This is a genomic window from Streptomyces sp. NPDC051172 (assembly GCF_040682555.1).
In the GTDB taxonomy this organism is placed as follows: domain Bacteria; phylum Actinomycetota; class Actinomycetes; order Streptomycetales; family Streptomycetaceae; genus Streptomyces.
Window position 1 is genome coordinate 83634 of record NZ_JBFBBE010000026.1, and the last position, 26623, is coordinate 110256.

27 protein-coding genes and 1 pseudogene are annotated in these 26623 nt (G+C 71.0%); 13 read left to right on the top strand and 15 right to left on the bottom strand.

Translation table 11 applies throughout. The features are described from left to right. Positions 1-205 precede the first annotated feature (205 nt). Positions 206-1261 (top strand): acyl-CoA desaturase, encoded by a 1056-nt coding sequence (locus AB0N07_RS18115; protein ID WP_365836036.1) that lies wholly within the window; start codon positions 206-208, stop codon positions 1259-1261. 131 nt (positions 1262-1392) lie between these two features. Beyond that, positions 1393-1575, top strand: coding sequence for a hypothetical protein (locus tag AB0N07_RS18120; RefSeq protein WP_030931554.1), 183 nt, complete (start codon positions 1393-1395; stop codon positions 1573-1575). A 4-nt stretch (positions 1576-1579) separates the two neighbouring features. Here AB0N07_RS18120 and AB0N07_RS18125 read toward each other — a convergent pair whose 3' ends face one another. The 3 genes from AB0N07_RS18125 to AB0N07_RS18135 all read right to left on the bottom strand — a co-directional run bounded on the left by AB0N07_RS18125 (position 1580) and on the right by AB0N07_RS18135 (position 4667). Next, positions 1580-2971 (bottom strand): tannase/feruloyl esterase family alpha/beta hydrolase, encoded by a 1392-nt coding sequence (locus tag AB0N07_RS18125; RefSeq protein ID WP_365836038.1) that lies wholly within the window; start codon positions 2969-2971, stop codon positions 1580-1582. Between the two features lie 420 nt (positions 2972-3391). After that, the gene (locus AB0N07_RS18130; protein WP_365836040.1) at positions 3392-4234 is read right to left on the bottom strand and encodes a hypothetical protein; all 843 of its coding nucleotides are present in this window, start codon (positions 4232-4234) and stop codon (positions 3392-3394) included. A gap of 136 nt (positions 4235-4370) precedes the next feature. Beyond that, positions 4371-4667: a hypothetical protein gene (locus tag AB0N07_RS18135; protein ID WP_365836042.1), complete on the bottom strand. Its 297-nt coding sequence runs from the start codon at positions 4665-4667 to the stop codon at positions 4371-4373. Positions 4668-4766: 99 nt separating this feature from the next. On the opposite strand from AB0N07_RS18135, the gene AB0N07_RS18140 reads away from it, so the two are divergent. Then, positions 4767-5663: an oxygenase MpaB family protein gene (locus AB0N07_RS18140; protein ID WP_365836084.1), complete on the top strand. Its 897-nt coding sequence runs from the start codon at positions 4767-4769 to the stop codon at positions 5661-5663. Here the strand turns inward: AB0N07_RS18140 and AB0N07_RS18145 are convergent. Next, a complete protein-coding gene (locus AB0N07_RS18145; RefSeq protein WP_365836043.1) occupies positions 5649-6173 on the bottom strand; it encodes a PadR family transcriptional regulator in 525 nt (174 codons plus the stop codon). The genes AB0N07_RS18140 and AB0N07_RS18145 overlap by 15 nt on opposite strands. Before the next feature lie 123 nt (positions 6174-6296). On the opposite strand from AB0N07_RS18145, the gene AB0N07_RS18150 reads away from it, so the two are divergent. Further along, positions 6297-7052 (top strand): alpha/beta hydrolase, encoded by a 756-nt coding sequence (locus AB0N07_RS18150; protein ID WP_365836046.1) that lies wholly within the window; start codon positions 6297-6299, stop codon positions 7050-7052. 3 nt (positions 7053-7055) lie between these two features. Here AB0N07_RS18150 and AB0N07_RS18155 read toward each other — a convergent pair whose 3' ends face one another. Further along, entirely contained in the window at positions 7056-7655 is a 600-nt protein-coding gene (locus AB0N07_RS18155) for a methyltransferase domain-containing protein (RefSeq protein ID WP_365836048.1), read from the bottom strand. A gap of 152 nt (positions 7656-7807) precedes the next feature. Between AB0N07_RS18155 and AB0N07_RS18160 the strand changes: the two genes are divergently transcribed. The 5 genes from AB0N07_RS18160 (at position 7808) to AB0N07_RS18180 (ending at position 12690) form a co-directional block, all read left to right on the top strand. Continuing rightward, on the top strand, positions 7808-8584 hold the full coding sequence (locus tag AB0N07_RS18160; RefSeq protein ID WP_365836050.1) for an MHYT domain-containing protein: 777 nt from the start codon (positions 7808-7810) through the stop codon (positions 8582-8584). Between the two features lie 44 nt (positions 8585-8628). Then, on the top strand, positions 8629-11151 hold the full coding sequence (locus AB0N07_RS18165; RefSeq protein WP_365836053.1) for a nitrate- and nitrite sensing domain-containing protein: 2523 nt from the start codon (positions 8629-8631) through the stop codon (positions 11149-11151). Continuing rightward, the gene (locus AB0N07_RS18170) at positions 11148-11573 is read left to right on the top strand and encodes a roadblock/LC7 domain-containing protein (protein WP_365836055.1); all 426 of its coding nucleotides are present in this window, start codon (positions 11148-11150) and stop codon (positions 11571-11573) included. The genes AB0N07_RS18165 and AB0N07_RS18170 overlap by 4 nt, the downstream gene beginning before the upstream one ends. Before the next feature lie 34 nt (positions 11574-11607). Next, positions 11608-12021 carry a DUF742 domain-containing protein gene (locus AB0N07_RS18175; protein WP_365836057.1) on the top strand — a complete coding sequence of 138 codons (414 nt, stop codon included), beginning with the start codon at positions 11608-11610 and terminating at the stop codon, positions 12019-12021. 63 nt (positions 12022-12084) lie between these two features. Beyond that, positions 12085-12690, top strand: coding sequence for an ATP/GTP-binding protein (locus AB0N07_RS18180; protein ID WP_365836059.1), 606 nt, complete (start codon positions 12085-12087; stop codon positions 12688-12690). A gap of 23 nt (positions 12691-12713) precedes the next feature. Here AB0N07_RS18180 and AB0N07_RS18185 read toward each other — a convergent pair whose 3' ends face one another. Then, the gene (locus AB0N07_RS18185) at positions 12714-13142 is read right to left on the bottom strand and encodes a PPOX class F420-dependent oxidoreductase (protein WP_365836061.1); all 429 of its coding nucleotides are present in this window, start codon (positions 13140-13142) and stop codon (positions 12714-12716) included. A gap of 93 nt (positions 13143-13235) precedes the next feature. On the opposite strand from AB0N07_RS18185, the gene AB0N07_RS18190 reads away from it, so the two are divergent. Continuing rightward, complete coding sequence (locus tag AB0N07_RS18190) at positions 13236-13649, top strand: roadblock/LC7 domain-containing protein (RefSeq protein ID WP_344398966.1); 414 nt, start codon at positions 13236-13238, stop codon at positions 13647-13649. A gap of 126 nt (positions 13650-13775) precedes the next feature. Beyond that, a pseudogene (locus AB0N07_RS18195) lies at positions 13776-14561 on the top strand (DUF6397 family protein); the annotation flags it as partial. A gap of 364 nt (positions 14562-14925) precedes the next feature. Here AB0N07_RS18195 and AB0N07_RS18200 read toward each other — a convergent pair. Next, positions 14926-15792, bottom strand: a complete 867-nt coding sequence (locus AB0N07_RS18200; RefSeq protein ID WP_099926902.1) for an acyl-CoA thioesterase II — start codon at positions 15790-15792, stop codon at positions 14926-14928. Positions 15793-15823: 31 nt separating this feature from the next. After that, positions 15824-18337: a DUF3516 domain-containing protein gene (locus AB0N07_RS18205; RefSeq protein ID WP_365836064.1), complete on the bottom strand. Its 2514-nt coding sequence runs from the start codon at positions 18335-18337 to the stop codon at positions 15824-15826. A gap of 145 nt (positions 18338-18482) precedes the next feature. Between AB0N07_RS18205 and AB0N07_RS18210 the strand changes: the two genes are divergently transcribed. Next, entirely contained in the window at positions 18483-19277 is a 795-nt protein-coding gene (locus AB0N07_RS18210; RefSeq protein ID WP_365836066.1) for a metal-dependent hydrolase, read from the top strand. A 62-nt stretch (positions 19278-19339) separates the two neighbouring features. Here AB0N07_RS18210 and AB0N07_RS18215 read toward each other — a convergent pair whose 3' ends face one another. The 5 genes from AB0N07_RS18215 to AB0N07_RS18235 form a co-directional block, all read right to left on the bottom strand. Continuing rightward, positions 19340-19819 carry a carboxymuconolactone decarboxylase family protein gene (locus AB0N07_RS18215; RefSeq protein ID WP_365836068.1) on the bottom strand — a complete coding sequence of 160 codons (480 nt, stop codon included), beginning with the start codon at positions 19817-19819 and terminating at the stop codon, positions 19340-19342. Positions 19820-19916: 97 nt separating this feature from the next. Continuing rightward, positions 19917-20171 (bottom strand): type B 50S ribosomal protein L31, encoded by a 255-nt coding sequence (locus AB0N07_RS18220; protein WP_115914243.1) that lies wholly within the window; start codon positions 20169-20171, stop codon positions 19917-19919. Positions 20172-20200: 29 nt separating this feature from the next. After that, positions 20201-20671, bottom strand: a complete 471-nt coding sequence (locus AB0N07_RS18225) for a DUF5709 domain-containing protein (RefSeq protein ID WP_365836070.1) — start codon at positions 20669-20671, stop codon at positions 20201-20203. A 245-nt stretch (positions 20672-20916) separates the two neighbouring features. After that, the gene (locus tag AB0N07_RS18230; protein WP_365836073.1) at positions 20917-21561 is read right to left on the bottom strand and encodes a hypothetical protein; all 645 of its coding nucleotides are present in this window, start codon (positions 21559-21561) and stop codon (positions 20917-20919) included. Beyond that, entirely contained in the window at positions 21548-22147 is a 600-nt protein-coding gene (locus AB0N07_RS18235) for a sigma-70 family RNA polymerase sigma factor (protein WP_365836075.1), read from the bottom strand. Before AB0N07_RS18235 ends, AB0N07_RS18230 begins: the two co-directional genes overlap by 14 nt. Before the next feature lie 114 nt (positions 22148-22261). On the opposite strand from AB0N07_RS18235, the gene AB0N07_RS18240 reads away from it, so the two are divergent. Then, complete coding sequence (locus tag AB0N07_RS18240) at positions 22262-22771, top strand: hypothetical protein (RefSeq protein ID WP_365836077.1); 510 nt, start codon at positions 22262-22264, stop codon at positions 22769-22771. Positions 22772-22817: 46 nt separating this feature from the next. Here AB0N07_RS18240 and AB0N07_RS18245 read toward each other — a convergent pair whose 3' ends face one another. Next, positions 22818-24599: an ABC transporter ATP-binding protein gene (locus tag AB0N07_RS18245; RefSeq protein ID WP_365836079.1), complete on the bottom strand. Its 1782-nt coding sequence runs from the start codon at positions 24597-24599 to the stop codon at positions 22818-22820. Then, positions 24596-26401 (bottom strand): ABC transporter ATP-binding protein, encoded by a 1806-nt coding sequence (locus tag AB0N07_RS18250; protein WP_365836082.1) that lies wholly within the window; start codon positions 26399-26401, stop codon positions 24596-24598. The genes AB0N07_RS18245 and AB0N07_RS18250 overlap by 4 nt, the downstream gene beginning before the upstream one ends. Positions 26402-26623 lie beyond the last annotated feature (222 nt).

Here is a 26623-nt window from a genome sequence, read left to right on the forward strand (position 1 = left end):
GGGTCGCCGAGGGTACAGCATTCGGCGGGCCACCGGGGCACAGCCGGACCGCCGGCCGGCCCGATCCTGCAGTGTTGTCAGCCCCCCGGTGCACCACCGGCTGACCCCCGCCCGTACCCGGGTGGTGGCGTCATGGTCGCAACAGGTCGTCGCTTCGTACGTTTCCTCAGGTCAGCCCGTTGCCCGAGAGAGCCGGAGACCGCACATGCCCGAGCCCACCACAGCTGTCGCCGAGCCCCTTCGGGGAACGCGCGACGCACCGCCCGCCGGAAGCGAGTTCGCGCCCCTTCTGCGCATGGTCCGGGACCAGGGACTCCTGCAACGGCGCCGCACCTGGTACGCGCTCGCCATCGCCACCAACGCACTCGCGCTCGCCGGCATCGTCACGGGCATCGTCCTGACCGGCGATTCCTGGTGGTCGCTGCTCCTGGCACCGCTGCTCGCCGTGTTCGGCGCCCGCACGGCCTTCATCGGCCACGACGCGGGCCACTCCCAGACAACCGCCGGCAAGTCGGCGGCCCGGGTCATCGGTCTGGTCCACGGCAACCTGCTCCTCGGCATGAGCTATGCCTGGTGGAACGACAAGCACAACCGCCACCACGCCAACCCGAACCACATCGACAAGGACCCGGACGTCGTCGCCGACGTCCTCGTCTTCACCGGCGCACAGGCCGAGCAGCGCTCGGGCTTCCGCCGCTGGCTGACCCGCAACCAGGCCTGGCTCTTCTTCCCCCTCACCCTCCTCGAAGGCGTTGCCCTGAAGGTCCACGGCTTCCAGGACCTGCGCCGGCAGACACCCCGGGAGCGCGCCGTGGAGGGGCTGCTGCTGGTGACCCATGTCGCCGCCTACGCGACCCTGCTGCTCACCTCGCTCTCCCCGGGCAAGGCCCTTGCGTTCGCCGCCCTGCACCAGGCGCTGTTCGGACTGCACCTGGGGCTGGCCTTCGCCCCCAACCACAAGGGCATGGAGATGCCCGACCCGAACGGCGAGCGCTGGGGCCATCTGCACCGGCAGGTCCTCACCTCGCGCAACATCCGCGGCGGCATCCTGACCGACTGGTTCCTCGGCGGCCTGAACTACCAGATCGAGCACCACCTCTTCCCCAGCATGCCCCGCCCCCACCTCCGGCTCGCCCAGCCCCTGGTACGCGCCCACTGCCAGGAGTTGGGCATTCCCTATGCGGAGACCGGACTCGTCGACTCCTACCGGCAGGCCCTGCGTCACCTGCATGCAGTGGGGGCGCCTCTCAGGGCGGAATGACGCAGAGTGTTCTCAGGGGCGCGTCGGGGTCGCACCTCAGGGGCGTCTCAGGGTCGTGGTCCGGAACCGTGGGAGGCGCGGGCCCGTTTTCAGGACAGAGAGCGGCACAGGCCGCGAAGGAGGCGACGTACATGTCGAACAACGCGAAGATCGCCATAGGAGGTGTGGCGCTCGGGCTCTTCCTGTGGATCTGGCTGCCCTTCTGGGCGGTGGTCCTGATCGTCCTCGGAATCCCGACCGCCGCATACCTCACGCTGGACCCCTCGCAGCGGCGCAGGCTGCGCCGCATCACCCGCAAGGAGCTCGGCCGCTGAAGCACTACCGCACGGGATCGGCCCGGTCGGCCAGCGCGCAGGAGTCGACCACATCGCCGTCCGCGGGCCGTGCGACGGTATGGTCCGCGGGCGGCTGTGCGCCCGTCTCCACCCAGGAGACCAACGCGTCGAACGCCGAGCGGTAGCAGGGCAGGATCGGCCGCAGCCGTTCCGGATAGGTGTCGTACAACCCGTCGACGTGCGTGCCGCCCTGGATCGTGTAGTAGCGGTGCAGCGCATCCCGTCCGCGCGCGGCCACCATGCGCGCGTACACGTCCGAGTCGGCGGCCTTGGGCAGCAGCGCGTCCAGGTCGCCGTGCAGCGTGATCAGCGGCCGGCCGATCCGTCCCGTGAGTGCCACGCGGGCCACGGCACGATGGACGGACGCGGGGCGCGACGCATAGTCGTACACCGCGTCGGCGGGGCAGGGCGACAGGATCTGCTCCGCGGTGCTGCCGGCGGACGGGCCGGGGCAGCCGGGATCGTACGTCGGGTCGAACTCGGCGCGGTAGATCTTCTGCGTGACGCCCCAGTACGCCTTCTCGTGATATGGCCACAGAAACTCCGAGCCACGCGCGAAGCCCACCGCGTACAGGTCCTCGTCCCGCGCCGAGCCCTGCATCCGTGCCACCGCCGTCGGCAGCGAGGTGAGCAGGCTCGGGCCGTGCGCGGTCCACAGCGCGCCCTCCCAGTCCACGCCGCCGTCGTACAGCTCCGGGTGGTTCTCCAACTGCCAGCGGGTGAGGTAGCCGCCGTTGGAGATGCCGGTCATGTACGTGCGGCGCGGGGCGCGCCCGTATCGCCGGGCCACCGCCCGCCTGGCGGCCCGGGTGAGCTGAGTGGTCCGCGCGTTCCACTCGGCGACCGCGTCACCGGGCCGGGATCCGTCGCGGTAGAAGTCGGCACCGCTGTTGCCCTTGTCGGTCGCCGCGTACGCGTACCCCTGGGCGAGCACCTGGTCGGAGATCGCCGTGTCCGTCGCGTACTGCCTGCGCGTGCCGGGAGCGCCGGTGACCACCAGGCCGCCGTTCCAGCGGTCGGGCAACCGGATCACGAACTGCGCGTCGTGCCGCCAGCCGTGGGTGGTGTTGAAGTGCGAGGAGTCCGGGAAGTAGCCGTCGATCTGCACCCCCGGAACCCCGGACGGGGTGTGGGTCGCCCTGGCCGTCAGTCCCGCCTGATCAGCCATGTCGGTGTACGGCGTGCCGGCGAGCCCGGTCGTGGTCAGGTCGGGCAGGCAGGCGCTCTGCTGGAAGGCGGCGCCCGGCACGTGCACACGCTCCTGGTGGGCACAGTGATCCCCGCTCACCGCCGTGGCCTGGGCGGGAGCCGGACAGGTGAGGGCTGCTGCCGCCAGGGCGGCGGCAGCGAGCGGTACACCGCGGGACGGACGCATGACGGACCTCCGGGGCAGGACGGCAGGAAACGGCGCCCGAAGGGGAGGGGCGCCGACGGCTGCCCCAGCGTGCGGCCCGGCCTCGACGGCATCCATGGGCCGGGACCACATGGAACGCGCCCGTGACATAGCGGATCAGTACAGGGGCCGCGAGTGAAGTGCCGTGCGAGGGAAGGAAATCGGCGTAATACGGCCCGGCGTACGCTTCATCGCGAGTGCCGACGATCGAGCCCGTGCCGTCGCAGAGTCTGCCCCGACTGCCTCCCGCCCGGCCGACACTGCGGAACTCGCCCGCACACCCGAAGGCCCTGGTTGCCCTGCCCTGCCGTGCGAGGCACACACGCCAACGCGCCCGTCAGCACCTGGAAACAGGACCCGCGCGCCACCGGAACAGCGGGCGGGGCGCGGGTCCGCGTTGACTCAAATGGGCCGCACGGCCATCTTGTCGAGCGCCTCCAGCAACCCCGGCAGCTCCGGCCCGCGGCCGACCGGCAGCACCTCGCCGGGCTCCGCGTCGAGCAGCACGAACGCGATGTCGTCGGTCCGGGCGACGAGCGACCAGCCCGGACCGTCGGCACGCAGGGTCCGCGCGTCACCTGGGGCGAAGGACGAACGGACGCGGCCGAGGGGCGGCGGAGTGTCCACGTACGCGCGCGCCTCGGCGAGCACCCGCCGGACCCCGCCGTGCCCCGGCCGACCGTCCGCCGCGGCCGGAGCATCCTCCTTCTCCGCGTCCTCGGACGCCCCGTCCGCACTCGGGAAGGCGGCGTCGTCGATCTGCTCGCGCCACACCGCCCACTGCAGCGCGATCTCGTCGGCACCCAGGCGCCGCTGAGCCGGCCCCCACCTGCTGGTGTCCGGCGGCGCCAACGGCGGACCTTCCGCGACCTCGGGGTCGGGATCGTGCGGCTCCGGCACGCCGGGGGCCGCCACCGCGACCGCCAGGGGCCAGCCCGGCAGTGCGGCGACGACCGAGCGCTCGTCCGGCGACAGGTCGTACTCCATCCCACAGTCCCAGGACGCGATGGCGACGGCGACCAGAGACACGTCGTCGACCACGACCGTCCATCGGGCGCCGTCACCGTCCTGGCCGAGCACCAGGCCGTATCCGTCGGCGAGCGGCGCGAGGCCGAGCGCCGCGCAGGCTTCCGGATAGTCGTCGCCCAGCACGCTCGGGAACTTCGCCGGCGTCAGAAGTACCGCCGTGAGCACATAAAGCGCATCGTCCGCGGCGGCGACGGCGTCCTCGTCCGTCCCGGCCATCCCAGCCTCCCCATCGATTCATCCGATCGCGCGCACCCTAGTGCGAGCGGAAGCAGCTTGTCACGACTCACAAGCGCACCCGGAGCTGCAGTTTTCCGGCTGGACGGGGCGAATCGACCGCACCTGACCCGACGCGTCAGGCCGCCGGGAGGCCCAGAAGGGCGCGGGCCACCGTCCCCGGCGACTCGTCGCGCTCCCGCGCGAGCGCAATGACAGCCCGGCACGCCAGCTCGCTGACCCCGAAGGACAGCGCCTCCGGGGACACCCAGCCCGCCGCCTCCTCGATCCGGTCCTGGTCGTCGTCCGCGCATGCCGAGACATACGCGGCCGCGGCTTCGAAAAGATTGTGTGTACGTTTGTTCCGGCCGTTGTCGATGTCCGCGCGAACGGTGTTGAGGAATCTCGCACAGGACTTGCGCACCCTGCCCCACATGCTGACCACCTTCCCCGTGCGTGGTTGCGCTGGCCGATCGTTCATCTCCTGCTGTTCAACGTAGAGTTGGACCTCCTGCGGCAGAAGGGCAAGGCTACGGTGAAGCGCTTCCAGCGGCTCGAACAGATCCGACGGATGGACCCCCACAAGGACGCCTCCGAGATCTACCGGCTCAGCGCGGCCTACGAGTTCCCGTGGGACTTCACCCGGTCCCTCGAACTGGCTCTGTACCGCACCTACGCCGTACCCGGCATCGGACGGCTGCTCGCCGAGACAGCGGAACTCACCCGGCGGACCCAGAAGCGCTACGACGACACCACCCTGCTCCTCGACGCCGTCGTGGAGCACGGCTTCGGCAGCCCACAGGCCGACACGGCGATCCGCCGCATCAACCAGATGCACCGCAGCTACGACATCGCCGACGACGACATGCGCTACGTGCTGTGCACCTTCGTCGTCATGCCCAAGCGATGGATCGACGCGTACGGATGGCGCCGGCTGTCGCGCCATGAGACCGTCGCCGCCGCTGTCCACTACCGCACCCTGGGCCGGTACATGGGCATCAAAGACATTCCCGAGTCCTACGAGGAGTTCGAGGCCTGCCTCGACGCCTACGAAGAGGCCCACTTCGACTGGGACGAGGACGCGCGCCGTGTCTCCGACGCCACCCTCGCGCTGATGGCCTCCTGGTACCCACGCCCGCTCGCCCCCTTCCTGCGCACTTCGACCCTCGCCCTGCTCGACGACGACCTCCTGAGCGCCTTCCGCTACCCGCCCCCGAACGCCGCCACCCGCGCACTGGTGCGTCGCGCGGTGCGGGCGCGCGGACGCGTCGTGCGCCTCCTTCCGCCCCGGCGAGCGCCGCACTACGCGCGGCAGAACTGGGAGGTCAGGAGCTACCCGAACGGCTACGAGCTGAACGAACTGGGCACCCGGCCGGTTCCCGGGCTACGAGGATGTCCCGTGCGGCGTGTGAACGGATCAGCCGTCGAGTGACCCGATCGTCTCCCGCAGCCAGGCGAGTTCGGCCCGGGACGTCGCCCGCGCGATGATCAGCAGCCCGCGGCGGAAGGGGTCGTCCAGTTCCTCGCCGCGCAGCGGCCGGTCACCGTCGTAGAAGAAGCTCGCCGGTTCCTCAAGGAAGGCCAGCCTGCGTCGGAGCACGGCCGCCTGCGCCGCCGGGTCGTCGAGGTGGCGCAGGAAAGCGAGCACGGTGAACCACCGGTTCTCGTCGGTGATGTCGCGCCGGTCGGGCTCGGCGAGCCGTCGGCGCAACTCGCCTCTGCCGTCCTCGGTGAGCGTCAGGACGTGACGTGGGGCGGCTACGGCGCCGGGTTCCGTGGCGCGCGCCAGCAGACCCGCCTTCTCCATGCGCTTGATCGCCGGGTACAGCGTGCTCTCGGCGACGGGCTTCACATGGCCCGTCAGCGCGGTGATGCGTTTGCGCAGCTCGTAGCCGTGCAGCGGGGCGTCGTAGAGGAATCCGAGGATGGCCAGTTCCAGCATGCCCGCATTCTCGCGCACACGCGCTGTACATCGCCATCCTCATATATCGGCTCCGCTATACCTCGATAGCGATGTATCTTCTTGGCGAGTCGAGCGTGACCGTGGTGCATGGGGGAGGACGCAATGAAGCAGGCCGAGTTCGACGGCAAGGGAAGCTGCATCCGCTGGACGGAGACGCCGGGCGAGGAACCCGCGCGCGTGTATGTGCACGGCTTGGGTGCGATGTCGGCCGTGTACCACGCGCACATCGCGTCCCGGCCCGAGCTCGTCGGCCGGCGCAGCCTGTTCGTCGATCTGCCCGGCCACGGCATCAGCGACCGCCCGGAACACTTCGGTTACACCCTCCAGGAGCACGCCGACGCACTGGCCGCCGCCCTGGACGCGGCGGGCCTGACAGGGGCCGAGCTGGTGGCGCACAGCATGGGCGGTGCCGTCGCCATTGTGCTCGCCCATCGGCGCCCGGACCTGGTCTCCCGGCTGGTCCTCACGGAGGCCAACCTCGATGCCTTCCCGCCGCCCACCGCGGGCAGCAGCGGCATCGCCGCCCATGAGGAGGACGCGTTCGTCGACAGCGCCCACGCGCGCGTACTGGCGAACGTCGGCCCCCTCTGGGCGGCGACCATGCGGCTGGCCGACCCGCGCGCACTGCACCGCTCGGCTGTCGGCCTGCGGCGCGGCTCCGAGCCCGTCATGCGCGACATCCTCGAACAACTGCCGATCGAGCGCGTCTACCTGCAGGGCGAGCTCAGCGGTGAACTCGCGGGCAGGCAGACCCTGGAGGCGACGGGGGTACGGGTGGTGACGGTGGCAGGCGCGGGCCACAACGTCATGTTCGACAACCCCGACGCTTTCGCAGCGGCCGTCGCGGGCCGCTGCTGAGACTCAGCCTTCCCGCACGGCAAGCGCCAGAAATCGGGCGTCCTCGTCGACGTAGGAAGTCATGCGCCAGCCCGAACCGGCCAGCAGCGGACGGAGGTTGGGCTCCGCGCGCAGGTAGTCCGGAGTGATCTCGCGGCCTTGGCGCGCCGCCAGGGCCGCCCGGCCGATGGGGTGGAACAGCGCCAGTGTGCCGCCAGGACGAACAACGCGGGCCAACTCCCGTAGGTTCTCGGACGGTTGGGGCAGATGGGCTATCAGCCCAGCGGCGAACACGGCGTCCAGTGCCTCGGACCCCAGCGGCAGTGCGGCGACGTCGGCGAGCAGCAGCTGCCCGTCGTTGCCCCTTCCGGCCCGTGCGGCGGCCTGGAGCATGGCGGGGGTCAGATCGGCCCCGACGACCACTCCCGAGGACCCCACGGCGGCGCGCAGCGGTGTCAGGGCCCGCCCGGTGCCGCAGCCCGCGTCGAGCACCCGGTCGCCCTCGCGCAGCCCGAGCTCGGCGACCGCGGCGGCGTAGGCGGGACCGTCGTCGGGGAACCGGCTGTCCCAGTCGGCGGCGCGGGCGCCGAAGAATTCCTGGACATGTGTGTGGTCGTCGCTCATCTTCCGCATGATTCCTCACCGACACGGACGACGCCGCTGCGCACACGTTCGAGCAGGGCGCGATCGTTCAGATACCTCTCTGTGTCATATTCCAACAGCTTTCGAAATGCGCGCCCTTTGTGCGCCCCTGTCAGGACTAGCGTCCCGGGGCCATGGGACACCTGGACCACGCCACCTTCGGCTGGCTTACCCCCGTGCTGTCGTATGTCATGGCCTGTATAGGTGCCGCGCTGGGACTGCGGTGCACGGTCCGTGCGCTGGGCGCCACCGGGCGCTCGCGCCGCAACTGGCTGATCACCGCGGCCTCCGCGATCGGTACCGGCATCTGGACCATGCACTTCGTGGCCATGCTCGGCTTCGGCGTCAGCGGCACCGACATCCGCTACGACGTGCCGCTCACCATCCTGAGCCTGCTCGTCGCCATGATCGTGGTCTGGGCCGGCGTCTTCGCCGTCGGCTACAGCCGTGACCGCACCCGCGCGCTCTTCCTCGGCGGACTCACCACCGGGGTCGGCGTCGCGAGCATGCACTATCTGGGCATGGCCGCGGTGCGGCTGCACGGCCACGTCAGCTACGACCCGGCGCTCGTCGCACTCTCCGTCCTGATCGCCGTCGTCGCGGCGACGGCGGCCCTGTGGGCGGGGCTCAACATCAAGTCGCCCATTGCCGTCACCGTCGCCTCCCTGATCATGGGCGCCGCGGTGACCAGCATGCACTACACCGCGATGTTCGCGGTACGCGTCCGTGTCACACCGTCCGGCCACACGCTGCCCGGGGCCACGGCGATGCAGTTCATCTTCCCCCTCGCCGTCGGTCTCGGCTCCTACCTGTTCCTGACCTCGGCCTTCGTCGCGCTGTCGCCGACGACCGGGGAGCGCGAGGCATCCGCCTCGGCCCAGCAGCCGGTCGAGAGCGCTGTCGCCCACTAGCGACGGCCCGGCCCGCCCCCGTACCACTCCCGAGCGAGGAGGCCATGCGTACACCCCGTAGGACCCCCAGCCCCAGCCCAGAGGTGCCGCCACCGCCTCCCGTGCGCGGCCGTCGCGCCCACGCCGGCCCGCCCGCCGACGAGGTCCCGGACGAGCCCGCCGGCGCGGCGCCGGCCGACGCACCCGCGCCCGGGAGCCGATGGCGGATACGGCCACGCACCGTCCGCGCCAAGATCGTGTGCCTGCTGATGGTTCCGGTCGTCTCGCTGCTGGCCCTGTGGGCGTACGCCACCGTCAGCACCGCCCAGGACGTCGCCCGGCTACGGCAGTTGCAGCGCGTCGACTCCCAGATCCGCACCCCGGTCGCCACGGCCGTCGCCGCACTGCAGACCGAGCGCTCGGCCGCGGTGCGCTCTGCGACCGCCCCCTCAGCCGGACGGAGCGACGACTACGAAAAGCTCGCGGACCGCACCGACCAGGCCGTGGCAGCGCTGCGTCTCGGGGGCCACAACACCGTCGCCGACAGCGAGGAACTGCCCTCCGGCGTGGCCCAGCGGCTCAAGACCTTCGTCGCCGGCGCCGAACAACTGCGGTCCTTGCGCACCGCGGTGCTCGACCGCCGCGCGAACTGGGCCATGACGTACGGGCAGTACACCAAGACCATCAACAGCGCCTTCGCGGTGGGCGGCGCGCTCACCGGCATCCAGGACGCCGATCTGGGCTCCGACGCGCGCGTGCTGCTCGAATTCTCCCGCGCCGGCGAGGCGTTGGCCCAGGAGGACTCGATGCTCTCGGGTGCCCGCCTGACCCGTGGACTCAGCGGCGAGCGGCTGAGGCTGTTCACCGGCGCCGTCGACACCCGCCGCACGCTCACCGAGGCCGCCGTCGCCGATCTGAGCGGTCCCGAGCGCACCGCCTGGCGCAACCTCGCCCAGGGCGATGACTACGTCGCCCTGGGCCGCACGGAGGACCGGATCCTCACCGCCGCCCCGGGCGCGCGCGCGATCGCCGCGGCACCCGAAGCCGCCTGGGACACTGCGCACGCGCGCGTGCAGGACGGCATGCGAACCATCGAACAGGACGCCGGGAGCAGCGTCGCGCACCGCGCCGACCCGTTCACCCGCGGCCTGCTCACGCCGGCCGGCGCTGCCGTGCTCCTCGGCCTTGCCGCGGTGGCCGCCTCGCTCGTCATCTCGGTCCGCATCGGACGCGGCCTCGTCGTCGAGCTGGTCAGCCTGCGCAACAGCGCCCTGGAGATCGCCCGCCGCAACCTCCCCGAAGCCATGCGGAAACTGCGTGCCGGCGAGGAGATCGACATCCAGGCCGAGGCCCCACCGGGCCCGCCCGCCGAGGACGAGACGGGACAGGTCGCCGAGGCTCTCGGCACGGTCCACCGCGCCGCCCTGCGCGCCGCCGTCGAGCGCGCCGAACTCGCCAGCGGCATCTCCGGGGTCTTCGTCAACCTCGCCCGCCGCAGCCAGGTCCTCGTCCACCGCCAACTGAGCCTCCTCGACAGCATGGAGCGCCGCTCCGACGACCCGAACGAGCTCAGCGACCTCTTCCGCCTCGACCACCTCACCACCCGCATGCGGCGCCACGCCGAGAGCCTGATCATCCTCTCCGGAGCGGCACCCGGCCGGGCCTGGCGCATGCCGGTCTCCCTGACCAACGTGGTGCGCGCGGCCGTGTCCGAAGTCGAGGACTACGCGCGCGTGGAGGTGCGACAGCTCCCCGAGGCGGCCGTCGTCGGCTCGGCCGTCGCCGACCTCACCCACCTCCTGGCCGAGGTCGTCGAGAACGCGGCCCAGTTCTCCCCACCCCACACGCGCGTGCGCATAGTCGGCGAACCCGTCGGCAACGGCTACGTCATCGAGGTCGAGGACCGCGGCCTGGGCATGGGCGCGGAGACCCTCACCGAGGCCAACCGCCGGATCGAACAGTCCGAGGCCCTCGACCTGTTCGACAGCGACCGGCTGGGCCTCTTCGTGGTCAGCAGGCTCGCGGCCCGCCACGGCATCAAGGTGCACCTGCGCACCTCCCCCTACGGCGGCACCACCGCGGTCGTCCTGCTGCCCACGGCCCTGCTGCACGGCGGCGCGGCGGAACGTTCACCCGGCAAGGCCGCGGACCCGCAGCGGCCGACGGAACGCGAGTACGCGCGCGTGCCCGGCGGCGCCCCGCGCCAGGACTCCGTCCCGGCGACGACCGAGCGGCCCGCCCTGGTGGCCCACGCGCCGGCCGCGGTGGACACGACGCCCGACACCCCACCCCCCGGAGTCACCACCTTGCGTCTGCACCGTCCCCCGCAGGACACGGAAGAGTCCGACGACCTGCCCCGCCGCGTACGCCAGGCAAGTCTCGCCCCCCAACTGCGCGAACAGCGCCCCGAGGAGCCCGCCCACTCGTCGGCCTCCGCCCGCGACGACAGGCGCACCCCCGAGACCGTGCGGGACCGCATGGCTGCCTACCGCGACGGCTGGAAACGCGGCGGCGGCAGGCAACCCGGCCGCGGCGTGGGACCGGATCCCACACCGCGCAGCGACAGCACCGAAGGAGACCGCACATGATCCAGGACCCGAGCACCAGGGCCGACCGGCGATCCGGGGAACTCGACTGGCTGCTGGACGACTTGGTGCTGCGTGTGAGCGAAGTACGGCACGCCGTGGTGCTCTCCAACGACGGACTCGCCGTGGGCGCCTCGTCCGACCTGCGCCGCGAGGACGCGGAACACCTCGCCGCCGTGGCCTCCGGCTTCCACAGCCTGGCCAAGGGCGCGGGACGGCACTTCGGCGCCGGCGGGGTTCGCCAGACCATGGTGGAGATGGACGACGGCTTCCTGTTCGTGGCCGCAGCGGGCGACGGCTCCTGCCTTGCCGTACTCACCTCCGTCAGCGCCGACATCGGCCTGGTCGCCTACGAGATGGCACGACTGGTCAAACGCGTCGGCGAGCACCTGTACACGCCGACCCGTGTCGCTGTGCGGCCGTAGGCCGCCCGATGAGACACGAGGGTGGCGCGCGCACATGAACGGGGACAGCACCGGCATCCCTCCCGAGCCGGGCAGCCAGTGGTACGACGGCGAGGCCGGGCCCCTCGTCCGCCCGTATGCCATGACGGGAGGACGCACCAGGCCCGGCCCCACCGGGGTCCGCTTCGACCTGATCGCCCTGGTCACCCTGGACACGGGCGCACCCGGCGTCGACGACGACACCGGGCTCGGGCCGGAACACCGGGCCCTGATCGAACTGTGCCGCACCGAGACCCAGTCCGTCGCCGAACTAGCCGCGGGCGCCGACCTGCCCGTGGGCGTGGTCCGGGTCCTCCTGGGCGACCTGTTGGAACTCGGCTGCGTCACCGTCAGCCGTCCCGTGCCGCCCGCGCAGCTTCCTGACGAACGGATTCTGCGCGAGGTGATCGCAGGGCTACGGGCCTTGTAGATGTCAGTTCACCACCACCCGGTCCCGTACGGGGCAACCCGGTACTCCCGAGAGAAGTGATCGATGGTCTCCGAGCACTCCGACGCGCAGGACGGCGAGACGGCCGCACTGGCGTTGAAGATCCTGGTCGCCGGTGGATTCGGCGTGGGCAAGACCACCCTGGTGGGCGCGGTCAGTGAGATCAGGCCGCTGCGCACCGAGGAACTGCTCAGCGAGGCAGGCCAGTTGGTGGACAACACCGACGGCGTGGACCAGAAGGTCACCACGACCGTCGCCATGGACTTCGGACGCATCACCATCAGGTCCGGCCTCTCCCTGTACCTCTTCGGCACACCGGGCCAGGACCGCTTCTGGTTCCTGTGGGACGAACTGTCGCAAGGAGCCCTGGGTGCCGTGGTCCTCGCCGACACCCGGCGCCTGGAGGACTGCTTCCCGGCGGTGGACTACTTCGAGCACCGGCACATCCCGTTCGTGGTCGCGGTCAACTGCTTCACGGGCGCCCGCTCATACGGCGCCCAGGACGTCTCCCGCGCCCTCGACCTCGACCAGGGAACGCCGGTGGTGCTGTGCGACGCCCGTGACCGCGACTCGGGGAAGGAAGTACTGATCCGGCTCGTCGAGTACGCCGGGCGGATGCACACCGCCCGGCTCCTCGACTCGGTCGGCTGACGGGCACTCCCGGCCGGGCCCGCTCAGCTCGCGACGGCCTTCTCCGCCAGCACCTTGTCGACCGTGACCCGGACGAGGAGTTCCCCCGGCACCCCGTTGCGGGCCCCGAACTCCTCGGCGCGCTCCTCGCCCATGTAGCGCGCCCCGATGCGGGCGGCCCACTGCCTGAGCTCGTCGAGGTCCTCCGAAATCCGGGCACGGCCCTGCAGGACGACGAAGTCGAAGGGTGGCCGGTCGTCGTCCACGCACAGCGCGACCCGGCCGTCACGCACGACATTGCGTCCCTTCACGCTGGTGCTCGCGGTGTTGAACACCACGTCGTCCCCGTCGAGCACGAACCAGATCGGGGTCACGTGCGGACTGCCGTCGGCCCGGACGGTCGCCAGCTTTCCGGTGCGGGTGCCGTGCGAGACGAAGTCCCGCCATTCCTTGTCGGTCATCTTCTGCGCCATGCCCCTATCCTCCTTGCCCGCGCCGCGGTCGTGGTGAAGGCTGGCCAGGAGATCCTCCGGCCAGGGGGAGTCATCACGCGGGGAGACCGGATCATGGTGCAGAACCAGGGACTTGGCTGGCTGTTGGACGACCTGACCGAGCGCGTCGAACATGTGCGGCACGCACTGGTCCTGTCCAACGACGGCCTGGTGACGGGAGCGAGTACGGGGCTGCGGCGCGAGGACGCCGAGCATCTTGCCGCCGTCTCGTCCGGACTGCACAGCCTGGCCAAGGGCTCGGGACGCCATTTCGGCGCAGGCAGAGTGCGCCAGACGATGGTCGAGTTCGACGACGCGGTGCTGTTCGTGACCGCCGCCGGCGCCAGCAGCTGCCTGTGCGTGCTCAGCGGCGCGGAGGCCGACATCGGCCAGATCGCCTACGAGATGACCCTGCTGGTCAACCGAGTCGGCGAACACCTCGGTGTGGAGGCCAGGCAGCCCGAGCGGACCCCGACCACAGAGGCCTGACCTGCGTATTTTCCCTCTCCCGTGGAGTTATCCACAGGCTCGCCATGAGATCCGCCGAAGCGGCTACGGTTTTTTCCGAGGCCGCGCGAACGGCGCGAGCCACAGACTTCACGGGGGAGATGGGCCATGTCAGGCAACACCGTCACACAACCGCACAGCACCTCCTGCACGCCGAGCCGCGCGGCACGCGAACTGGGGCTCAGGCGAGGCGAGTTCGACCTCGCCGTGGACCTCGGATGCATCCGCACCGTGCCTGACGAAGGGGGCGGCGGCCGACGGGTCACCCGCACGGAGATCGACCGACTGCAGGCCGTGGACGGCTTCCCCGAGACTCTGAAGCAACGCGTCGAAACCGTGGGCACGAAGGAAGGAGCGGCCCTTCTGCAGGTGACGCCCGGGAAGTTCACGCGGCTGGCCCGGCTCGGCGTGGTCAAGCCCGTCAAGTTCTATCTCAACCGGTACCGGGCCGTGGTCTGGCTCTATCCGGCCGAGGAGCTACGGCAGTTCGCGGCCGACGAGAACAACGCACCGCTGCTGCAGGGCCGAACGCCCTCCGGCGCGCGGAAGCAGCTCATGGAGGGGCTTGATCTGCGACCCCGCAACTGGCGCTCGCGACACCTCGGATTCCTGCTGCGGCGGGCCGACAACCATCCCTGGGCGTGCGCGGCGGCCGTGGCCTCCCTCCTCGACGCCGTCCAGATCGCGGAAATCGTCCAGGACCCCTACGAGCGGGTCCACCTGAACCGGTTCCGGCCCAGGACACAGGCACACGGCGCACCGGGTTCGCCCGCCGCGCACCTGGCCGAGAGCCTCACCATGGCACAGGACCCGGACGAGATCGACTGGCTGCGGGCCGATCTCGCACAGGCAGTCAGCCATGCGCGCGCACTTCAGCCGGCGCCGCGCCCAACTTCCCGGCCGAGGCGGGCGGAAGCACGGCCACAGGAACGACCCGCACTGCCGACGACCGCGGAACACAAGCCGCCCGTGCCGTCGACGGCCGTGGCACACGCCCCGCCCGTGCCGTCGACGGCTGGGGCATATACCGCGCCCTCGCCCTCCATGGCCGCGGCACACAACGCACCCGTGCCGTGGACGGCTGTGCCACACGACTCATCCATGCCGTCCACTGCGGTGGCACCGGACCCACCCGTGCCCTCGGCGGCGGATGCGCAGGCCTCGCCCATGCCCTTGACGACCGTGGAACAGGACCCGCCCGGGAGCGCGGGACGCTCACACGGCCTGCTGGGCTGGCTGCGCCGCAGAACCGCGTGAGTTACAGCGCCCGGAACAGACCTTCCTGGACCACCGACACCAGCAGCCGGCCCTCGACGTCGTAGATCCGCCCGCGTGCCAGGCCGCGGCCGCCCGTTGCGATCGGCGACTCCTGGTCGTAGAGGAACCACTCGTCCGCGCGAAACGGCCGGTGGAACCACATGGCGTGATCCAGCGAGGCGATGTCGAAGCTCCGCGGGCCCCACAGGGGCTCGACCGGGATGCGGACGGCGTCCAGGAGGGTCATGTCGCTGGCGTAGGTCAGCGCGCAGGTGTGCACGACCGGATCGTCGCCCAACGGCCCGACCGCGCGCATCCACACCGCGCTGCGCGGCTCGGCGTCCTTGGCCTCCGCCACGGTCCAGCGCAGCCGGTCCACATAGCGGATGTCGAACGGCTGACGGCGCGCCATCCGCTCGTAGCGCTCGGGCAGCGCACCCAGATGCTCCCGGATCTCCTCGGTGACCGTCGGCAAAGACTCCGGGTCCGGGACCTTGCGGGCCGGCGGCAGCTGGTGCTCGAAGGAACCTTCCTCAGGCTTGTGAAAGGAGGCGGTGAGATTGAAGATCGTGCGGCCCTGCTGCACCGCGGTGACCCGGCGGGTGGTAAAAGATCTGCCGTCCCGCACCCGTTCGACCTGGTACACGATCGGCACCCCCGGCCGGCCCGGGCGCAGGAAGTACGCGTGCAGCGAGTGCACCGGACGCTCGCCGTCCGTGGTGCGGGCGGCGGCAACCAGCGCCTGTCCCGCCACCTGGCCGCCGAAGACCCGCTGCAGGGACTCCTGCGGGCTCAGGCCACGGAAGATGTTGACCTCGATCTGCTCCAGGTCGAGCAGGTCGACCAGTCTCTCCGCCGGGTTCGTCATGCGTGGGATTCTCCTTGGCTCACGACTTGGCTCACAGCTGGCCGACGTCGGTGACGCGGACGACCGCCCGGCCCTCGGCGTCGGAGGCCGCGAGGTCGACCTCCGCGCTGATGCCCCAGTCATGATCGCCGTTCGGGTCGGCGAAGATCTGGCGAACGCGCCACAGACCGTGCTCCGGCTCCTCCTCGATGAGCAGCAGCTTGGGGCCGCGGGCGTCCGGGCCGGTGCCCAGGTCTTCGTACTCGTCCCAGTACTTGTCCATCGCCTCGCCCCATGCGTCGGCGTCCCAGCCGGAGTCGGCATCCAGTTCGCCCAGCTCCTCGACCTGGTCGAGAGCGGCGAGCTCCACGCGGCGGAACATGGCGTTGCGGACCAGGACCCGGAAGGCGCGGGCGTTGGAGGTGACCGGCTTGACCTCGTCGGCCTTCTCCTGGGCCTCCTCGGCGGTCATCTCCTCCGGATTGGCGAGCTGTTCCCACTCGTCCAGCAGGCTGGAGTCGACCTGGCGGACCATCTCGCCGAGCCACTCGATGAGGTCCTGCAGGTCCTCGGACTTGAGATCGTCGGGGATGTTGTGGTCGAGGGTCTTGTAGGCGCTGGCGAGGTAGCGCAGCACGATGCCCTCGGTGCGGGCCAGCTCGTAGAAGGACACCAACTCCGTGAAGGACATGGCCCGTTCGTACATGTCCCGGATGACGGACTTCGGCGACAGCGGATGGTCGCCCACCCACGGGTGGCTCTTGCGGTAGGTGTTGTAGGCGTGGAAGAGCAGCTCCTCCAGGGGCTTGGGGTAGCTGATGTCCTGGAGGCGCTCCATGCGCTCCTCGTACTCGACGCCGTCCGCCTTCATCGCGGCCACGGCCTCGCCCTTGGCCTTGTTCTGCTGGGCGACGAGGATTTGCCGCGGATCGTCCAGCGTCGACTCGACGACGGACACCATGTCCAGGGCGTAGGACGGCGACTCGGGGTCGAGGAGTTCGAACGCGGCGAGCGCGAAAGTGGACAGCGGCTGGTTGAGCGCGAAGTCCTGCTGCAGGTCCACGGTGAGGCGGACAATGCGGCCGGTGGCGTCCGGTTCGTCGAGCTTTTCGACGATGCCGCCGTCCAGCAGCGAGCGGTAGATGGCGATGGCCCGCCGGATGTGCCGCAGTTGCTGCTTGCGCGGCTCGTGGTTGTCCTCCAGCAGATGCCGCATCGCCTCGAAGGCGTTGCCCGGACGGGCGATCACCGACAGCAGCATCGTGTGCGTGACCCGGAAGCGGGAGGTCAGCGGCTCCGGATCGGAGGCGATGAGCTTCTCGAAGGTGTTCTCCGTCCACCCGACGAAGCCCTCCGGCGCCTTCTTGCGGACGACCTTGCGGCGCTTCTTCGGGTCGTCGCCCGCCTTGGCGAGCGCCTTCTCGTTCTCCACGACATGCTCGGGGGCCTGCGCGACGACAAAGCCCGCCGTGTCGAAACCCGCCCGACCGGCCCGGCCGGCGATCTGGTGGAACTCACGGGCGCGCAGCGTGCGCACACGGTTGCCGTCGTACTTGGTCAGCGCCGTGAACAGCACCGTGCGAATGGGCACATTGACGCCCACACCGAGCGTGTCCGTACCGCAGATCACCTTCAGCAGACCGGCCTGTGCGAGCTTCTCCACCAGGCGCCGGTACTTGGGCAGCATGCCGGCATGGTGGACGCCGATGCCGTGCCGCACGTACCGGGAGAGGTTGCGGCCGAACTTGGTGGTGAAGCGGAAGTTGCCGATCAGCTCGGCGATCTGGTCCTTCTCCTCCCGCGTGGACATGTTGATGCTCATCAGGGCCTGCGCCCGCTCCACGGCCTGCGCCTGTGTGAAGTGCACGATGTAGACCGGGGCCTGCCGGGTCTCCAGCAGCTCGGTCAGCGTCTCCGTGAGCGGGGTGAGCCGGTATTCGTAGGACAGCGGGACCGGGCGGGTCGCCGAGCGGACCACCGACGTGGGGCGGCCGGTGCGCCGGGTGAGGTCCTTCTCGAACATCGAGACGTCGCCGAGCGTGGCCGACATCAGGACGAACTGTGCCTGGGGCAGCTCCAGGATCGGGATCTGCCAGGCCCAGCCGCGGTCCCCCTCCGCATAGAAGTGGAACTCGTCCATGACGACCTGGCCGACGTCCGCGCCCTTGCCGTCGCGCAGCGCGATCGAGGCGAGGACCTCTGCGGTGCAGCAGATGACGGGCGCGTCCGAGTTGACGGACGCGTCGCCGGTGAGCATGCCGACGTTCTCGGTGCCGAAGATCTTGCACAGTTCGAAGAACTTCTCCGAGACAAGCGCCTTGATCGGAGCGGTGTAGAACGTGACCTCGTCCCGGGCCAGGGCGGCGAAGTGCGCCCCCGCAGCGATCATGCTCTTGCCGGAGCCGGTGGGCGTGGACACGATCACGTTCGCACCGGAGACCACCTCGATCAGCGCCTCCTCCTGATGGGGATAGAGGGTGAGACCTCGCTCCTGGGCCCACGACTCGAAGGCTTCGTAGAGGGCGTCGGGGTCGGCGGTCGGCGGCAGCTGATCGATGAGGGTCACGCACCCATCTTGCCTGGCGTCCTCCCCCATAGGGGAATCGGTTGTCAGCAGGAAGATCACGACCAGTACGCTGGGTCGCCGACGGAGCGTCAGCGCACCCGGTCAACTGGACAGCGGCACATGAGGAATGGGGCGGGCAACGGCCATGATGGGACCAGCACACTCACTGTCGGGGGCCGCCGCCTGGCTCGGCGTCGGTGCGGCGGCCGCGGCGGCCGGGCACCCGATGCCCTGGCCGGTCATCCTGGTCGGTGCTCTGATCTGCGCCGGAGCCGCTCTCGCTCCGGACCTGGACCACAAGGCGGCCACCATCTCCAGGGCCTTCGGCCCCCTCTCGCGCGGGCTGTGCGAGATCGTCGACAAGCTCTCGTACGCCGTCTACAAGGCGACGAAGAAGCAGGGCGACCCTCGCCGCTCCGGCGGGCACCGCACGCTCACCCATACCTGGCTGTGGGCGGTCCTGATCGGTGCGGGTACGTCGGTCGCCGCCGTCACCGGTGGCCGCTGGGCGGTGCTGGCCATTCTCTTCGTCCATGTGGTGCTGGCCATCGAGGGCCTGTTGTGGAGGGCGACCCGGGGCTCCAGCGCCGACGTGCTGGTGTGGCTGCTGGCCGCGACCAGTGCCTGGATCCTCGCCGGCATCCTGGACAAGCCGGGCAACGGCTCGGACTGGCTGTTCACCCAGCCCGGCCAGCAGTACCTGTGGCTGGGGCTGCCGATCGTGCTGGGCGCGATAGTCCACGACATCGGGGACGCGCTGACGGTCTCCGGCTGCCCGATCCTGTGGCCGATACCGGTGGGCCGCAAGCGCTGGTACCCGATCGGCCCGCCGAAGGTCATGCGTTTCCGGGCCGGCAGCTGGGTCGAGCTCAAGGTGCTGATGCCGGTGTTCATGCTGCTGGGCGGGGTGGGCTGCGCGGCGGCGCTGAACTTCATCTGAGGAAACCGGCCCGCAGGGATGGGGCGCGCCTGCCGTCGCCCCGCCCCTGCACATGCTTGGAGTCAGTCCCTCCACTGCTGCGCGGGGGAGACACCCGGCAGGGGCCTGCCAATCACGGCGAGCGGGATGAAGAAGCAGACCTGACCGATCGCGATCGTCAGTGTGGTGAGCGCCGTCTCGTCATAGTGCTTGGCCGCCTCGGCATACAGGTCGTCCGAGACGCGCTCACCGTGCGGATTCGGCGTGAGAACGGCCTCCACCAGCGCCAGCGCAACTCGCTCGGCGTCGGTGAAATAGGGGGCGTCCGTCCAGGTCGCCACACCCGTGATCCGCTCCTCGGACTCGCCGGCCCTGCGCAGGTTGCCGCTGTGCATCACGGTCAGATAGGTGTTGCCGACCAGCTGACCGGCGCGCAGCTGCACCAGGCTGATGGTGCTCTGTGGTACCGAGCCGTTGCCGGTGGCCTGGAACAGTGCCCCGGCGACGGGACCGAACTCGGGGACGAGCTTGACGGGGTCGGACAGACGCGGCTGCGTGGTCATGACGTTTCCCTCCGGAATCTTCGAGATGCCTCCGTCGCACTGACGGATCCCGAAAGGCGGATGTGACCGCCCTGCGTCATGAATGTCCGCGCGGACCTCAGGCGTCCTTCCCGCCGCCGTAGCGCCGCTCGAACTGGGCGATGCGCCCCTCCGTGTCCACGGTCCGGGCCTTGCCGGTGTAGAAGGGGTGGCTCTCGGAGGAGATCTCCACGTCCACCACCGGATATGTCTCGCCGTCGTCCCACTCGATGGTCTGGTCGCTGGTCGCGGTGGACCGGGTCAGGAAGGCGTAGCCTGCGGCGCGGTCGCGGAAGACGACCTGGTGGTAGTCGGGGTGCTTGTCCTGCTGCATACGGTGCTCCTTGGCTGGTCGGCGGCTGGTCAGCCGGACAGGGCGTCCTCGTCGACGATGTGCATGGCCGCCTCCTCGGCGGAGGCGGCTGCGCCGTCGATGCCGACGTCCCGGGCGACCAGGGCGCTCTCCTCGTCCTCGTGCGCGCCCTCGTCCGGTGCCACGAGACGGCCGGAGCGGACGGCGCCGACCTCGTTGTCCAGGAGTTCGCCGTCGGTGCCCTCGCAGTCGCCGATGCCGTCGGTGTCGGGCATCACGAGGTCCGGCAGTTCCTCGGCGAGCCGCTGGTCCAAGGTCTCCCCGCGCTGCCGCTCCGCCGCCGTCACATCGCGGCGCTCCACCGCCCATGGTCGGTCCGGAGGGGACCAGCCCCGGTCGAGGGGGTCGTCGACACCGTCGTCGACCAGGGTGTCCTCCACGTCGAGCAGCCCGGAGTCCTCCTGGATCTCGGATCCGTCGGGCTGGTAGACGTCGTCTCCCCATCCGTCGGCGCTGTTCACGGGTACCTCCAGGTGGTGGGGACGGGCCCGTTGCTCACCGCGCGGGGCATCAGTGAGCCGTGACGCGGAGCACAGGCTGCGCCCGCGAGGAACCATCGGTTCCCAGGGCGCTCCCCGAGCCGGTGCCGATATCCAGACTTCCACCCCCTTTCGGAACTGCGCAACGGCACGGCAGCAGGAGGTACGCGGTGCAGGGGGAAGCGGCCGCGGAAGCGTGTCGGTGTGCCGCGGGGACGGGGCCGACGTCAGCCGCGCAGCACCGCCGACGACCAGATGTGGCCGTCGTCCGTCACCAGATCGACGCGGTCGATGGCGCGAGCCGACCCGTAGGCGATCCAGGTGGCCCGGCCGGAGGGCGGCATCCACCACTGGCCGGCGTCGCGGGTGGAACCGTCCTTGAGGAAGAGCCGGCAGGTGTAGTGGGTGCCGGGTCGGCCGGCCGTGATCTGCATGACCACGACGCGCTCGGTCCCGACCCGGCTCGGAACGACGGTGCCCACCCGCGCCCCCGAGCCGGTGAGCAGCAGGCCTCCGTGGTCGCTCGCGGACACCTGGGCCGGGGCCGAGTCGTGGTGCAGGAGTGCGGTGCCGGCCGTGCCCAGACACAGTCCGGCCGCGGCTGCCGCGGCGAGCAGCAGCGGGGTGCGGCGGCGCCGGCGGGCCGGGGAGGGGCGGCGCAGTGTCAGGCGGTCGAGGACCCGGGCATCGAAGCCGGGCGGGGCCGCGACCGCAGGAGCCGCGGGCAGCACCGCGTCGACGGCCGCTGACAGGTCGTCGTAGGCCGTGCGGCAGGTGGCGCAGACGGTGAGGTGGCGCAGCAGCTGCGCCGGTGTGCCGGGGAGGGTTCCGAGGGCCAGTGCGGTCAGTTCGTCCTCGTCAGGGTGCTCCATCGCGGCTTCCCTCCTTCAGCACGTCGCGCAGCCTGCGCAGGCCGGTGCGGATGCGGGTCTTGGCGGTGCCCAGGGGGATGTGCTCGTGCCGGCCCACTTCGGCGGCGGTGCAGCCGCCGAGCACGGCGAGCGCCACCGCGCGGGCCTGCTCGACCGGCAGGGCCCGCAGCCGGTCGAGGGCACGCTCGCTCTCCAGGGCGATCAGGGCCAGCCGTTCCGTGTCGGCGTCGTTGTTGTCGGCGCGCAGGGTCACGTCCAGGAGCCGTTCCAGGGTCCCGGCGAGGACGGGAGTGGAGCGCCGCGCCCGCACGGCGTCTATCGCGGCGTTGCGGGTGATGGTCAGCAGCCAGGTGAGCGCCGATGCCCGCCGGGGGTCGTAGTTCCCCGCGGCCCGCCAGGCCCGTACGAACACCTCCTGGCTCACGTCCTCGGCGAGGACCCGATCACGGGTCACCGACAGCGCCAGCCCGTAGACCGCGTCCTGGAAGCGGCGCACGAAGGCGACCGCAGCCTGTTCGTCGCCCAGCGCGAATCCGGCGACGAGCGAGGCGTCGTCGGCCCGGTCGGCACGCGGGAACAGCTCCACGTTCAAATGTACGCACGGAAGCATCGAAAGGATTGACCGCAGTCCCACCCAATCCGTCCACATCGCCCGCCCGTACAACCCCGTACAACCTCTGTCAGAAGGGACGGAGAGGCCATGAGGCGAAGCAGGATCACCGTGGCGGGGATTGCACTCGCGGGTCTGGCGCTCGCCGGCTGCGGCGCAGGGGGCGGCAGCGCCCACGGCGCCCGCACGGCAGCGGCCACCATGGACACCTCGGCCATCAAGGCGAGCCACTCACCGGTCGGCGACATCCTCGTCGACGGCAGCGGGCGCACGCTGTACCTGTTCACCGAGGACGGCAAGAACACCAACTCGATGAACTGTGACGCCGCGTGCATGAAGCTGTGGCCGCACATGGAGGGCAAGCCGCACGCGGGCGCAGGCGTCGGAGCGAACCTCATCGGCCACACGAAGGGGTCGGGGAAGGTCCAGGTCACCTATGCCGGGCACCCGTTGTACTACTACGCCAAGGATCGGAAGGCCGGCGATCTGAAGGGCCAGGGCATCGACAAGGTCTGGTACGTCGTGAACGCCAAGGGCACCGCTGTAGAGAAGGCGGTCCCGGCGCCGAGCAGCAGCGGTGGTGGTGGATATGGGTACTGACCCGGTCGGGAGCCGCCGTGCGGCAGCCTCCGACCGGGCCGAACGCTCACCCGTGCCAGGACCGCCACAGCGCCGCATACGCCCCCTGCGCCGCGACCAGCTCGTCGTGGCTGCCGAGCTCGCTGATGCGGCCGTTCTCGACGACGGCGATCACATCCGCGTCGTGTGCGGTGTGCAGCCGGTGGGCGATGGCGACCACCGTGCGGCCGTCGAGGACGCGGGCGAGGGAGCGCTCCAGATGGCGTGCCGCACGCGGGTCCAGCAGCGAGGTCGCCTCGTCCAGGACCAGCGTGTGCGGGTCCGCCAGCACCAGCCGGGCCAACGCGATCTGCTGGGCCTGCGCCGGTGTGAGCGCCAGCCCGCCCGAGCCGACCTCGGTGTCCAGACCGTCGTCCAGCGCACGCGCCCACCCCTCGGCGTCGACCGCGCCCAGCGCCGCCCACAGCTCGACGTCCGCGGCGTCAGTCCGGGCCAGCAGGAGGTTGTCGCGCAGGGAGCCCACGAAGACGTGGTGCTCCTGGTTGACGAGGGCCACATGGGAGCGGACGCGTTCGGCGGGCATCCGGGACAGCTCGGCGCCGCCGAGGGTGATGCGGCCCTCCCGCGGCGCGTAGATGCCGGCGAGCAGCCTGCCCAGTGTGGACTTGCCCGCGCCGGAGGGGCCGACCAGCGCCAGCCGAGTGCCGGGCGCGACCTGGAGGGACACCTTGCGCAGCACGTCCACGCCCTCGCGGTAGCCGAAGTGCACCCGGTCCGCGTGCACGTCGCGGCCGTCCGGGGCCAGCGAGTCCTCACCGGCGTCGGGCTCGATGTCCCGCACGCCGACCAGCCGGGCCAGTGACACCTGGGCCACCTGCAGCTCGTCGTACCAGCGCAGGATCAGGTTCACCGGGTCGACGAGCATCTGCGCGATCAGCGCGCCCGTCGTCAGCTGGCCCACCCCGATCCAGCCCTGCAGGACGAACACGCCGCCGATCATCAGCACCGAGGCGAGCACCGTCACATGGGTGAGGTTGATGACGGGGAAGAGCACGGATCGCAGCCAGAGCGTGTAGTTCTCCCAGGCAGTCCATTCCTTCACCCGGCGCTCGGACAGTTCGATCCGGCGCTCGCCGAGGCGGTGGGCCTCCACGGTGCGCCCGGCATCGACCGTCTCCGCCAGGGCGGCGGCCACGGCGGCGTACCCGGCGGCCTCCGAGCGGTAGCCGGACGGCGCCCGTCTGAAGTACCAGCGGCAGCCGGCCACCAGCAGCGGCACGGCGACCAGCACGGCGGGCGCCAGCGGCGGCACCGTCACGACGAGACCGCCGAGCAGCAGCACCGCCCACACCACGCCGATCGCCAGCTGCGGCACAGCCTCGCGCATCGCGTTGGCGAGCCGGTCGATGTCCGTGGTGATCCGGGACAGCAGGTCGCCCGTGCCGGCCCGCTCCAGGACGCCCGGCGGCAGCCCCACCGATCGTACGAGGAAGTCCTCGCGCAGATCGGCAAGCATCCGCTCGCCGAGCATCGCCCCGCGCAGCCGCACCTGCCGCACGAAGACGGCCTGGACGAGCAGCGCGAGGACGAACAGCGAGACGGTGAGCGGCAGATGAAGCTCCCGTGCACCGTCCGACACCCGCTGGACCAGGTCGCCCAGCAGCCATGGGCCCGCCATCGAGGCGAGCACGGCTGCGGTGTTGACGGCGATCAGGAGCAGGAAGGCACCGCGGTGCCGGCGGAACAGCTCGGCCACATAGGCGCGTACGGTCGCGGGGGCGCCGACGGGCAGCGTGTGCGCCGTCGTCGGGGCCGCCGGGTCGTACGCCGGTGGCGCCACGCCGATCATGCTGTCTCCTCGATCTCTTCCAGTTCCTTCAGAACGTCGTCGTCTTCGAGTACGCCGCTCGGGGCGGCCTCTTCCTCGGTCTCCCGGGTCACCACGGCCCGGTAGCGGGGTTCGGTGTGCACCAGTTCGCGGTGCACGCCGACCGCGGCGACCTGGCCCTCGTGGACGAGCACGACCCGGTCCGCGCGATCAAGGAGCAGCGGCGAGGAGGTGAACACCACCGTCGTGCGCCCCTCGCGAAGGGCGCGCACCCCTTCCGCGATCCGTGCCTCGGTGTGCGAGTCGACAGCAGAGGTCGGCTCGTCCAGGACGAGCACCTCCGGGTCCGTGATCAGCGATCGGGCCAGCGCGAGCCGCTGTCGCTGTCCGCCGGACAGCGACCGCCCGCGTTCGGTGATCCGCGTGTCCATCGGGTCCGCGGCGTCCAACGACCCCTGGGAGAGCGCCTCCAGGACGTCCTCGCACTGCGCGGCCGCCAGCGCCTCGCGCGCGCCGACGTGGCCGGAAGCGGGCACGTCGAGCAGCTCGCGCAGCGAACCGGACAGCAGGACCGGATCCTTGTCCTGGACGAGCACCGCCTCACGCGCGGTGCCCAGCGGCAGCTCGTCGAGGGGTACGCCGCCCAGCAGGACGGAGGTGCCCTGCTCGGCGGGGTGTCCGCCCAGCCGTTCGGCGAGCAGGCCCGCCGCGTCCGGGTCGCCGCACACCACCGCGGTCAGCCGGCCCGCGGGGGCGAGCAGACCCGTCGTCGGGTCGTACAGGTCCCCCGAGGGGACATCGTCCGTGCGTGAGCCCTCGGTGTCCGTGGCCCGTTCCAGCGACAGCACCCGCGCCGCCCGCTTGGCGGAGGGCCGCGAGAAGGAGTAGGCCATGGCGATTTCTTCGAAGTGGCGCAGTGGATACGTCAGGACCATCACCGAGCTGTAGACGGTGACCAGTTCGCCGACGGTGATGCGGCCCTGCCCGGCCAGGTGCACGCCGTACCAGACGACCACGACCATCAGCAGGCCCGGCAGCAGCACCTGGATCGCGGAGATCAGGGACCACATGCGGGCGCTGCGCACGGCCGCGTGCCGGACCTCCTGGGAGGCGCGGCGGTAGCGGTCGAGGAACAGCTCCTCGCCGCCGATGCCGCGCAGCACGCGCAGTCCTGCGACGGTGTCCGAGGCCAGTTCGGTGGCCCGTCCCGCCTTCTCGCGCTGGAGGTCTGCGCGTCGCGTCGCCCGTGGCAGCAGCGGCAGCACCGCGATCGCCAGCAGAGGCAGGCCCGCGGCGACGACCACGCCGAGCGCCGGCTGGTACACGAGCAGGGCGACACAGACCAGCACGACGGTGAGGGCTGCCGCGGTGAACCGGGAGACGGCCTCCACGAACCAGCCGATCTTCTCGACGTCACCGGTGGAGACGGCCACGACCTCGCCGGCCGCGACGCGCCGCGTCAGCGCCGAGCCCAGCACCGCGGCCTTGCGGGCGAGCAGCTGCTGGACGCGGGCGGCGGCCGTGATCCAGTTGGTGACCGCGGCCCGGTGCAGGAACGTGTCACCGAGTGCGGTGCCGAGGCCCGCCAGCGCCAGCAGGGCGCCCGCGAGAGCCAGTCGGCTGCCCGAGCGTTCGACGACGGCCTGGATGGCCGTGCCGACGCAGAACGGCAGCGCGGAGACCGACACGAAGTGCAGCAGGCCCCAGGCCAGTGACTTGAACTGACCGCCCAGTTGATTGCGGCCCAGCCACCACAGGAATCGGGGACCGGAGCGTGCGTCCGGCACGCCCGGGTCGGGATACGGAAGGTCTTGAATCTGCATGACGACTGACGTCCCAGTGGCTCGTGTCAGGGGGTGGGGGGAGCCGCGAACGGCGGCAGCAAACCGTGACAGGCTCGCGTCGCAGCGTGGTCGGAGGCAAACGGTTTTCCGTGGCGCCGTACAAAATGCAAGGCCGGGAAGTTAAGGATCTTCTGGTCGGTGTCGAGCGTGTCGGGTCAGCAGGCGAGGGCGTAGGTGGCGGGGCCGGTCTTGTGGATCAGG

Excerpts from the sequence above, each read along its gene's own strand:
- AB0N07_RS18125 (WP_365836038.1), bottom strand. The coding sequence starts at position 2,971 with ATGCGTCCGTCCCGCGGTGTACCGCTCGCTGCCGCCGCCCTGGCGGCA.
- AB0N07_RS18200 (WP_099926902.1), bottom strand. The coding sequence starts at position 15,792 with ATGACGAACCCGGCGGAGAGACTGGTCGACCTGCTCGACCTGGAGCAG.
- AB0N07_RS18155 (WP_365836048.1), bottom strand. The coding sequence starts at position 7,655 with ATGAGCGACGACCACACACATGTCCAGGAATTCTTCGGCGCCCGCGCC.
- AB0N07_RS18185 (WP_365836061.1), bottom strand. The coding sequence starts at position 13,142 with ATGGCGCAGAAGATGACCGACAAGGAATGGCGGGACTTCGTCTCGCAC.
- AB0N07_RS18165 (WP_365836053.1), top strand. The coding sequence starts at position 8,629 with ATGCGTACACCCCGTAGGACCCCCAGCCCCAGCCCAGAGGTGCCGCCA.
- AB0N07_RS18210 (WP_365836066.1), top strand. The coding sequence starts at position 18,483 with ATGATGGGACCAGCACACTCACTGTCGGGGGCCGCCGCCTGGCTCGGC.
- AB0N07_RS18150 (WP_365836046.1), top strand. The coding sequence starts at position 6,297 with ATGAAGCAGGCCGAGTTCGACGGCAAGGGAAGCTGCATCCGCTGGACG.
- AB0N07_RS18130 (WP_365836040.1), bottom strand. The coding sequence starts at position 4,234 with ATGGCCGGGACGGACGAGGACGCCGTCGCCGCCGCGGACGATGCGCTT.
- AB0N07_RS18245 (WP_365836079.1), bottom strand. The coding sequence starts at position 24,599 with ATGATCGGCGTGGCGCCACCGGCGTACGACCCGGCGGCCCCGACGACG.
- AB0N07_RS18240 (WP_365836077.1), top strand. The coding sequence starts at position 22,262 with ATGAGGCGAAGCAGGATCACCGTGGCGGGGATTGCACTCGCGGGTCTG.
- AB0N07_RS18190 (WP_344398966.1), top strand. The coding sequence starts at position 13,236 with ATGGTGCAGAACCAGGGACTTGGCTGGCTGTTGGACGACCTGACCGAG.
- AB0N07_RS18250 (WP_365836082.1), bottom strand. The coding sequence starts at position 26,401 with ATGCAGATTCAAGACCTTCCGTATCCCGACCCGGGCGTGCCGGACGCA.
- AB0N07_RS18230 (WP_365836073.1), bottom strand. The coding sequence starts at position 21,561 with ATGGAGCACCCTGACGAGGACGAACTGACCGCACTGGCCCTCGGAACC.
- AB0N07_RS18145 (WP_365836043.1), bottom strand. The coding sequence starts at position 6,173 with ATGCTGGAACTGGCCATCCTCGGATTCCTCTACGACGCCCCGCTGCAC.
- AB0N07_RS18180 (WP_365836059.1), top strand. The coding sequence starts at position 12,085 with ATGGTCTCCGAGCACTCCGACGCGCAGGACGGCGAGACGGCCGCACTG.
- AB0N07_RS18120 (WP_030931554.1), top strand. The coding sequence starts at position 1,393 with ATGTCGAACAACGCGAAGATCGCCATAGGAGGTGTGGCGCTCGGGCTC.
- AB0N07_RS18135 (WP_365836042.1), bottom strand. The coding sequence starts at position 4,667 with ATGTGGGGCAGGGTGCGCAAGTCCTGTGCGAGATTCCTCAACACCGTT.
- AB0N07_RS18175 (WP_365836057.1), top strand. The coding sequence starts at position 11,608 with ATGAACGGGGACAGCACCGGCATCCCTCCCGAGCCGGGCAGCCAGTGG.
- AB0N07_RS18220 (WP_115914243.1), bottom strand. The coding sequence starts at position 20,171 with ATGCAGCAGGACAAGCACCCCGACTACCACCAGGTCGTCTTCCGCGAC.
- AB0N07_RS18170 (WP_365836055.1), top strand. The coding sequence starts at position 11,148 with ATGATCCAGGACCCGAGCACCAGGGCCGACCGGCGATCCGGGGAACTC.
- AB0N07_RS18115 (WP_365836036.1), top strand. The coding sequence starts at position 206 with ATGCCCGAGCCCACCACAGCTGTCGCCGAGCCCCTTCGGGGAACGCGC.
- AB0N07_RS18160 (WP_365836050.1), top strand. The coding sequence starts at position 7,808 with ATGGGACACCTGGACCACGCCACCTTCGGCTGGCTTACCCCCGTGCTG.
- AB0N07_RS18215 (WP_365836068.1), bottom strand. The coding sequence starts at position 19,819 with ATGACCACGCAGCCGCGTCTGTCCGACCCCGTCAAGCTCGTCCCCGAG.